The sequence below is a fragment of the Moorena sp. SIO3B2 genome, assembly GCF_010692525.1.
GTDB classification, from domain to species: domain Bacteria; phylum Cyanobacteriota; class Cyanobacteriia; order Cyanobacteriales; family Coleofasciculaceae; genus Moorena; species Moorena producens.
In genome coordinates, this window is the sequence record NZ_JAAHHE010000278.1 from 1 (window position 1) to 8,284 (window position 8,284).

The 8,284-nt window shown below is 41.9% G+C and carries 9 protein-coding genes; 6 read left to right on the forward strand and 3 right to left on the reverse strand.

Features of this window, described 5'->3' with window-relative positions; all coding sequences use genetic code 11:
- The first annotated feature begins 63 nt into the window (after nucleotides 1-63).
- The 4 genes from F6K38_RS30970 to F6K38_RS30985 all read left to right on the forward strand — a co-directional run bounded on the left by F6K38_RS30970 (nucleotide 64) and on the right by F6K38_RS30985 (nucleotide 4,081).
- Nucleotides 64-1,044, forward strand: a complete 981-nt coding sequence (locus F6K38_RS30970; RefSeq protein WP_008181878.1) for an MvdD family ATP-grasp ribosomal peptide maturase — start codon at nucleotides 64-66, stop codon at nucleotides 1,042-1,044.
- Nucleotides 1,044-2,942 carry an ABC transporter ATP-binding protein gene (locus F6K38_RS30975; protein WP_008181879.1) on the forward strand — a complete coding sequence of 633 codons (1,899 nt, stop codon included), beginning with the start codon at nucleotides 1,044-1,046 and terminating at the stop codon, nucleotides 2,940-2,942. The genes F6K38_RS30970 and F6K38_RS30975 overlap by 1 nt, the downstream gene beginning before the upstream one ends.
- 112 nt (nucleotides 2,943-3,054) lie before the next feature.
- Nucleotides 3,055-3,252, forward strand: coding sequence for a hypothetical protein (locus F6K38_RS30980; RefSeq protein WP_008181880.1), 198 nt, complete (start codon nucleotides 3,055-3,057; stop codon nucleotides 3,250-3,252).
- Between the two features lie 208 nt (nucleotides 3,253-3,460).
- Entirely contained in the window at nucleotides 3,461-4,081 is a 621-nt protein-coding gene (locus F6K38_RS30985) for a hypothetical protein (RefSeq protein ID WP_008181881.1), read from the forward strand.
- A gap of 23 nt (nucleotides 4,082-4,104) precedes the next feature.
- Here the strand turns inward: F6K38_RS30985 and sodX are convergent, their stop codons facing one another.
- From sodX to F6K38_RS31000, 3 genes are all read right to left on the reverse strand, one after another.
- Nucleotides 4,105-4,452 (reverse strand): nickel-type superoxide dismutase maturation protease, encoded by a 348-nt coding sequence (gene sodX / locus F6K38_RS30990; RefSeq protein ID WP_287251840.1) that lies wholly within the window; start codon nucleotides 4,450-4,452, stop codon nucleotides 4,105-4,107.
- Between the two features lie 318 nt (nucleotides 4,453-4,770).
- Complete coding sequence (sodN, locus tag F6K38_RS30995; protein ID WP_008181886.1) at nucleotides 4,771-5,244, reverse strand: superoxide dismutase, Ni; 474 nt, start codon at nucleotides 5,242-5,244, stop codon at nucleotides 4,771-4,773.
- A 153-nt stretch (nucleotides 5,245-5,397) separates the two neighbouring features.
- The gene (locus F6K38_RS31000) at nucleotides 5,398-5,553 is read right to left on the reverse strand and encodes a hypothetical protein (protein WP_154659736.1); all 156 of its coding nucleotides are present in this window, start codon (nucleotides 5,551-5,553) and stop codon (nucleotides 5,398-5,400) included.
- 181 nt (nucleotides 5,554-5,734) lie between these two features.
- Between F6K38_RS31000 and F6K38_RS31005 the strand changes: the two genes are divergently transcribed.
- Both F6K38_RS31005 and F6K38_RS31010 read left to right on the forward strand, forming a co-directional pair.
- Complete coding sequence (locus tag F6K38_RS31005) at nucleotides 5,735-5,947, forward strand: hypothetical protein (RefSeq protein WP_008181887.1); 213 nt, start codon at nucleotides 5,735-5,737, stop codon at nucleotides 5,945-5,947.
- 82 nt (nucleotides 5,948-6,029) lie between these two features.
- The coding region (locus F6K38_RS31010; protein ID WP_287358902.1) for an RNA degradosome polyphosphate kinase at nucleotides 6,030-8,284 on the forward strand (2,255 nt) is incomplete at its 3' end.

Genomic DNA, 8,284 nt, shown 5'->3' on the forward strand with positions numbered 1-8,284 from the left:
CTTTTGCCTTTTGCCTTTTGCCTTAAAAAGCATTAACACCGAACATCGAACACATCCCTAGACATGACAGTATTAATCATTACATTTAGCCAAGACAACGAGAGTATTCCTCTAGTTATCAAAGCGATTGAAGCTCAAGGAGGAAAAGCATTTCGTTTTGATACCGATAGATATCCTACCGAAGTGCAGCTAGATATTTACGAGGGCAATTCTCAGGGAGTAACTATTACGGATGGGGAACAGAAGCTAGATTTGAGTGAAGTCTCTTCGGTTTGGTATCGACGGATGCGCTATGGGAAAAAAATTCCCGACACCATGGATAAGCAGTATCTAAACGCTGCAATTAAGGAATGTCGCGTCACGGTTAGGGGTATGATTGCCAGCATCAAGGCATTCCACTTCGACAAAATGTCTAATGTTGATGTCGCTAACAATAAGCAACTACAGCTCCAAGTGGCACGAGAGGTGGGCTTGATTACGCCCCGTACCCTGAGTACCAACAATCCAGAGGCAGTGAAGCAATTTGCTTCTGAATGTCAAGACCAGGGTATCATTACCAAAATGCTATCTTCCTTTGCTATCTATGGGGAGCAAGGGCAAGAACAGGTTGTTTTCACAAACCCAGTCACAGCGGAGGATTTAGAGCATCTCGAAGGACTGCGTTTCTGTCCGATGACCTTTCAGGAAAAAGTGCCCAAGGCTCTAGAATTACGAACCACGATCGTGGGACACCGTATATTTACTGCTGCGGTGGATTCCCAGAGCTTAGAAGGCTCTACTTTCGACTGGCGCAAGGAAGGCCGAGCGTTAGTTAAGTCTTGGCAAGCCTATGATTTACCCGAAGATATTGAGAAAAAGTTGCTCCAACTGATGGCTTATTTTGGTTTAAACTATGGAGCCATTGATATTATTCTTACCCCTGATGGTCGGTATGTATTCCTAGAAGTTAACCCGGTTGGGGAATTTTTCTGGTTGGAGACGTTTTCACCCCATTTTCCCATTTCTCAAGCTATTGCTGAAATTCTCCTCACCCATGGGTCATAATGAAAGCTGATCAAATCCCTCAAGTTACTAATGATGAAGCAGAAAAGTTACAAGAAGAATTAGATAATAATCTAGAAAAATCAGAAGAAAAGCTTGATAATGTTCAAGATAAAGATACAGATAAGAATACAGATAATGAAATAGAGAAAGTACCGGAAGAACTAGAGACGCATTTATACCGGCGTCTATTTGACTATGGTTGGCAGCATAAAGCACCATTTTTATTCGCGATCGCATTAACTATCTTTGCTTCATTTATCAACTTCTTTATTCCCCAAGTTAATCGCTATGTTATAGATGTAGTGATTCCCGAAAAACAATTTAATATGCTGCCTTGGGTAGGAGTAATTATCCTATCTATGACCTTAGCAGCTGGTGGTTTGCTCTTTTTTCAACTCTATGCAGTCAAAGTATTCGGACAAAAAACCATTGAGAGCATTCGCCTAGATTTATATCAACATATTCAAGGTCTATCCATTAGTTTTTTTGAAGGCCAACGCACCGGCGAATTAATGTCACGGTTGGCAAGGGATGTGGAGATAGTCGGGGAATTACTGTCTGCTAATTTAATTGCTATATTAATCGATAGTTTTGCGTTTATTGTCGTTTTCATTTATATCCTTGTCAGTAACTGGCTGCTGGCAATCATGATTGCCCTTACCTGGCCTTTAATCATTTATATTTTACAATTTTCTCAGAAAAGACTACAAAAAATCTATCAATCGGTTAACGATCAAGCTGACTTAATTAGTAATCACTTACAAGATACTATCTCGAATATCAAAATTATTAAGTCTTTTGGTAACGAGCAGTATGAAATTAACCGATTTACTGAATTTAGTCGTAACTATCGGGAAGAAAATCTTAAGGCAACTCGGTTTTGGTCTATATTCGTACCGATTATTAATACTCTTAATGAACTCGGAAATTTACTGACATTAGTTTTCGGTGCTTGGGGAGTGATGGTTAGCCATCTGACTATTGGGGAATTAGCAGCCCTGTTAACCTATGTCACTCTTTTAAATAAACCTATTAATCGGTTTAATGGATTAGTCAATATTATCCAAAGATCAGGAGTATCAGCCAAAAGAATTTTTCAGATTTTAGATACCAAAATAGAGGTTAAAGAGAAGGAAAATGCGATTAACTTGACTTCGATACAGGGCAATCTCAAATTTGAAGGGATGGAGTTTGCTTATCACAACAATCAGTCAGTGATCAGAAACTTCAATTTAGACATTCAACCGGGCATGTCAGTGGCTTTAGTCGGTTCTTCTGGTGCAGGAAAAAGTACCATTGCTAAAATAGCCGCTCGGTTTTACGATCCCCAAAAGGGACGAGTATTACTTGATGGACATGATCTACAAGATATTAGTTTAAGTTCCTTGCGATCGCATATTGGCATCGTGCCCCAAGAAACCTTACTGCTCTACGGCACAGTAAAAGAAAACATAGCTTACGGTAAGCTAGATGCCACAGATCAGGAAATTGAAGCAGCAGCAAAAGCTGCCAATGCCCATGATTTTATTATCGGTTTCCCTGATGGTTATCAATCCATTATTGGTGAGCAGGGTGTGAAACTATCAGGAGGACAGCGACAACGGATTGCGATCGCCCGAGTTTTGCTCAAAAATCCCCAAATTGTTATTTTAGATGAAGCCACCTCTGCTCTAGATTCTGAATCAGAACAACTGATTCAAGAGTCTATTAAACAGCTTTTTAAAGGACGCACTAGCTTAGTGATTGCTCATCGATTGTCTACTATTGCTGATGTTGATTTAATTGTAGTTCTGGAAAAAGGTGAGATTGTGGAAACTGGAACCCATACGGAATTAATTGCTCAAGGTGGAAGGTATGCTTATCTCTATGAACTGCAATTTGTGAAGTCAGGAAATTAAGTACGAAAACTGCAAAAAGGGTGACCGGGTGTACGGTAGCTGTGTGGAAGACAATGTTACCTACCCGTTCATAAATGGTATAATTGTGATACCCGATTAAGCTTTAATAGCTATGAGTTCTATCCAGATTACGATACCGGATGAGCGTTTGCAACAACTCCAAGACATTGCAGCTAACCTGAATGTTTCGATAGAAGAGTTAGTGTTGATGAGTGTTGAGCAATATTTAACTCAGTCAGAACTGTCTTTTCATGATGCTACAGCATACGTTTTGGATAAAAATTCAGAACTTTATCGCCGATTAGCTTAATGGGTTATCTCACAATAGCGTGAAGTTTTAGAACTTTACTACCGGATTATTCACCCCACCAGCGCTGGGACTTTACTTCCATAAACACCTTCAGTAGCGTGGGCCTAGCGAATTAGCTGACTGCTGACTGCTGATAGCTGACTGCTGATAGCTGAATTATTACTATGATAGTTATGCTCCTAGAGACAATATCACATTATTCTAATCAATGCCCACGCTGTTGAAATTGGCAATAATTGCCGCCCATCTATTGGTTTATCTGGTTGCTGCGGTTAACATCTGGATTTTTTCTTATCGGAGTGAATTCTATACCTCTGTAGTCAAGCTGCGATCGCTACCACTGATCTACTGTGGCTATGCTTGTTTTGCGATCGCTAACTCCTACGAAATGGCTGAACACATCGGGGATGACTGGGTTTATGTGAGCCAAATTTCTGATCTCAATCGGTTATTCTATACCTTCATTACTGCTGGCATGTGCTTGATTGCCCTGGGACTGAAAAAATCCCGCTTTCTGGATGTGATATTGGTTGCCAGCATGGTTGCTGTACCCCTACTTTATGGTGTGCAAGAGGGCAAAGGATTAATGCAGTTGGTGCAATTAGTTCCTTCGATCATTTTTGTATATAACTGGTACGTAGTTATGAGGGACTGGCGAGTTTTTCTATTCCCATTATTCGCAAATCTGATTGCCGTTGGTTTTGGTATGGCTCTGATTATTACCGGAGAGCAGGCGCTTCATCTGTTCGTCGGTTCTCCTTCAGCGATTGGCTTATTAATTCTTGGGCGAGTAGCGTGGGTAAAACCAAAAAGGCATTCCAAGGGATAACTTTAAGATGTTACAGAAAACGATTAAAAAAAACGACTGGTTACTTTACCAATAATTTGTTGAGAATCCACTAAACCAAACGAGCGGCTATCGGTACTTTCTAATCGGTTGTCTCCTTTAAGGAAACAACGTCCATCTTCGAGCACCAAAGTTACCCGTTTCACTAATCGCAAGTGGTTTTGGTAAGGGTGTCTAGCCACAACAATGTCACCAATCTTGGGCGGAATGTGCTGATAAGCTCTTGGATCAATTAAGATTTCCTCTCCTGGTTTGAACAGGGGAGTCATGGATACTCCTGTAACTCTGAAACGTAACCGTTTTCGCAATATCCAAAGTAGTAGCTCAGGAATACTGTTTTTGATAGAAAGCATTTGAATTAAGAATGTAGAATTAAGAATGTAGAATTAAGAATGTAGAATTAAGAATGTAGAATTAAGAATGTAGAATTAAGAATTAAGAATTAAGAATGTAGAATTAAGAATGTAGAATTAAGAATGTAGAATTAAGAATGTAGAATTAAGAATGTAGAATTAAGAATGTAGAATTAAGAATTAAGAATTAAGAATTCTACACTCTGCCTTCTACACTACTCTGCCTTCTACACTCTGCCTTCTACACTCTGCCTTCTACATCCCACATTCTGCATTCTGCATTCTGCATTCTACATTCTTAATTCACCATTCTGAGGTTTAGCTAGCCTTATACCAGACGATATCGCGATTCTTGGTTGCCCAGAAAATCTTGTGGATAGTCTCTACTGCCTCAAGTAGCTCATTGGCGTGCTCAAGGCTAACTTCCACCTTGCAGGCAGAGCATAACTTTGCGGCTTTCCAGAAGGTATCGTGTAGGTCTGGGAACTGCTCCAAGTGTACTGGCTTGAAATAGTCTGTCCACAGGATCAGTATTTCCTCTTTGGTCTTCTGAGCCTGCTCTTCCTTAATAGCAATGAACCGGGATAGGGTATTTTGGTAAGCAACTACTGCCGTTGGATCATTACTCGCAGGTGGCTCAAGATCAAGGATCTTCTTGGTCATGGAGAGTACTGCCTCAGCGGTGATACGTGCAGCAGCTGGGTCATACACCCCGCAAGGTCCATCGCAGTGGGCATGGACTTCTGGAGCAGGGAACCAGTCTTTGAGCTGGGCAATAACTTTTTTCAACATATTTTTTAGAGTTCGCTTGTGGTCAGAGCACGTGGTAAATATCGGTAAGAGAGGAATAGCCCAGGATAGCCAATGGCTAATCAGGGTTTTTGACAACCGACTAGACCAAGTTAGTTAACTAACTTAGTTAGCCCAATCTATTCCATCCCCCCCCTACCCATAGTAAGTTATAGCAATTTGTGTCCTAAATCGATAGTGGATTTGAAGATAGGGAGTGGGGAGTGGGGAATCGGGAATCGGGAATCGGGAGTCGGGAGATGAGGGGATCTCATCGAGTTTAGCGTTAGCGTAGCGGCTCCAAAGGAACATCGCACTAATTTAAACCGCAACTAATTAATTTAGCGCGAGGGTTTTGCGGACGCACTGACTTCACTGAGTTGTAAAAGCATTTAATTATACCAAATAACAATCCGAAATAAAAATAAATTTACATTTATTAATATTTTGTGTTACCTTAATTATAAAATTAGACAAACTTAAACTTAAATTCATGAATAGTAAAGAGTTAGCGCAATATATAGAAGCTACTGACGGCATCTCCAAACCCTGGTTACTGGTGCAACTGCGTCTGAAGAAACTTCAGGAGCGCCGCGCCACCCTATCATCGGAAGCTTATATCAGAGAACTAGAAGATATTCACCAGGATTTGATGAATTTAGGTCAATGGTGGGTAGGTAGAGAAGACGAAGTGTTCAATCCTTGAGGTTCGTTTAACGATAGAATCTGGATGACTATTCTATCGCTGGGACAAAACAGCCTGATCAGGTGGGTTAACTCTGAGGATCATGGGTAAAGCTAAAAAGAATAAGTCTGAATCTGAACAGACGACATTTGAATTCAAAAATAATACATCTGAATCTCAAAAGACAATATTTGAAGTTAAAAAGAATAATTCTGAATTTAAACAGACAATATTTGAAGTTAAAAAGAATACGTCTGAATCTCAACAGCTCACTATTGAGCTTAATCTGAGTGACACTGACTATTACTTCAATCGAGAACTGAGCTGGTTGGAGTTCAATAACCGAGTATTACATGAAGCAACGGACCCCCGAACGCCTCTGTTAGAGCGTCTGAAGTTCATGGCCATCTTTAGCTCTAACCTGGATGAATTCTTTATGGTGCGGGTGGCTGGTTTAAAACAACAGGTGCTAGCACAAGTTAGTAAACGGACACCCGATGGTCGGACACCTAGTGAACAACTCGATGCGATCAGAGTGCGGCTGTTACCGATGGTAACTCAACAGCATCAACACTGTGAGCAGGAACTGCGACCCCTGCTAGCCAAAGCAGGGATTTACATTCTGGACTACGTGGACTTGAACCAGAAACAGCGGAATTACCTGGAAAACTACTATTCCGAGCAAATTTTTCCAGTTCTGACTCCCCTGGCTGTAGACCCCAGCCATCCTTTTCCTTACATGTCCAATCTCAGCCTGAATCTGGCGGTAGTGGTCAAAGACCCGGAAACGGGAGCAGAATTGTTTGCTCGGGTGAAAGTTCCTAGAGTCTTAAAGCGCTTTGTTCCCCTCCCGGAAAAATTGCAGCAACAACAGAATGGAAAAACGACTAGTTGGACTGGTGTTCCTCTCGAACAAATCATTGCCCATAATTTGGAGTCTCTGTTTCCAGGGATGAAGATTCAGGAGTGTCATCCCTTCCGCATTACCCGCAATGCTGATTTGACAGTAGAGGAGTACGAGGCAGATGACCTGCTGATAGCGATTGAAGAGGAACTACGGAAACGACGGTTTGGACGTTCTGCCGTGCGCATGGAAATTCCTGTGACCACCTCCAAGTTAGTCAGGAAAACCCTGATGCGAGAGCTGGAACTGGAAGAAACCGATGTCTATGAATTCGACGGTCTGTTGGCACTGGGTGACTTGATGTCGTTGATGGCATTGCCACGGCCAGAATTGAAAAACCCTGTGTGGGAACCAGTGGTGCCCCGACGCCTGCGCTTTCCTATCGGGGAAGAGAATGTGGAAGATATCTTCAGCGTGATTCGCAGTAGGGATTTGCTGGTACACCATCCTTATCATTCCTTTAGCGCAACGGTAGAGCGCTTTATTACCCAGGCCGCTCAAGATCCAGATGTTCTAGCCATCAAAATGACCTTATATCGCACATCTGGTGACTCACCAATTATCGATGCCTTGATTAGAGCAGCAGAAAATGGTCAGCAAGTGTCGGTGCTCATAGAACTAAAGGCTCGTTTTGATGAAGAAAATAATATTGTTTGGGCAAGGAAGTTAGAACAGGCTGGAGTTCATGTGATCTATGGTTTGGTGGGTTTAAAAACTCACACTAAAATTGTGCTGGTGGTGCGTCGGGAGGCAGATAAAATTCGTCGGTATGTTCACATTGGGACGGGGAATTATAATTCTAAGACTGCCAAACTATATACTGATTTAGGACTATTGAGTTGCCGTGATGACTTAGGGGCAGATTTGACAGATTTGTTTAATTCTTTGACCGGTTACTCACGGCAAAAGTCTTATCGAAAGTTGTTGGTCGCACCATTTAGTTTACGCGATCGCATGATCGCAATGATTCAGCGGGAGATTGAACATTGCCGCAACGGGGCAACAGGTCGTATTGTTGCCAAAATGAATTCCCTACTAGACCCCAAGATTATTGCCGCCCTCTACAACGCCTCACAAGCTGGTGTAAAAATTGACTTGATTGTGCGGGGAATTTGTGGTCTGCGTCCTGGTCTTAAAGGAGTCAGTGAAAATATCCGTGTGGTGAGTGTCGTGGGTCGTTTTTTAGAACACTCACGGATTTTTTACTTCCAAAATCAGGGTCAAGACGAAGTCTATATTGGCAGTGCGGACTGGATGCGTCGTAATTTGGATCGACGGGTAGAAGCAGTGACACCAGTGGAAGACCCAGAAATTACCAAAGATTTGGAAGAAATCCTGGCAATTATGTTAGCAGATAACCGTCAAGCTTGGGATTTACAGCCTGATGGCACCTATATCCAACGACAGCCAGCTCCAGGGGTTAAAGAAGAATCGGCTCATCAGATTTTGATGGA

Excerpts from the sequence above, each read along its gene's own strand:
- F6K38_RS31000 (WP_154659736.1), bottom strand. The coding sequence starts at position 5,553 with ATGTTCCTTTGGAGCCGCTACGCTAACGCTAAACTCGATGAGATCCCC.
- sodX (WP_287251840.1), bottom strand. The coding sequence starts at position 4,452 with ATGCTTTCTATCAAAAACAGTATTCCTGAGCTACTACTTTGGATATTG.
- sodN (WP_008181886.1), bottom strand. The coding sequence starts at position 5,244 with ATGTTGAAAAAAGTTATTGCCCAGCTCAAAGACTGGTTCCCTGCTCCA.
- F6K38_RS31005 (WP_008181887.1), top strand. The coding sequence starts at position 5,735 with ATGAATAGTAAAGAGTTAGCGCAATATATAGAAGCTACTGACGGCATC.
- F6K38_RS30985 (WP_008181881.1), top strand. The coding sequence starts at position 3,461 with ATGCCCACGCTGTTGAAATTGGCAATAATTGCCGCCCATCTATTGGTT.
- F6K38_RS30975 (WP_008181879.1), top strand. The coding sequence starts at position 1,044 with ATGAAAGCTGATCAAATCCCTCAAGTTACTAATGATGAAGCAGAAAAG.
- F6K38_RS30970 (WP_008181878.1), top strand. The coding sequence starts at position 64 with ATGACAGTATTAATCATTACATTTAGCCAAGACAACGAGAGTATTCCT.
- F6K38_RS30980 (WP_008181880.1), top strand. The coding sequence starts at position 3,055 with ATGAGTTCTATCCAGATTACGATACCGGATGAGCGTTTGCAACAACTC.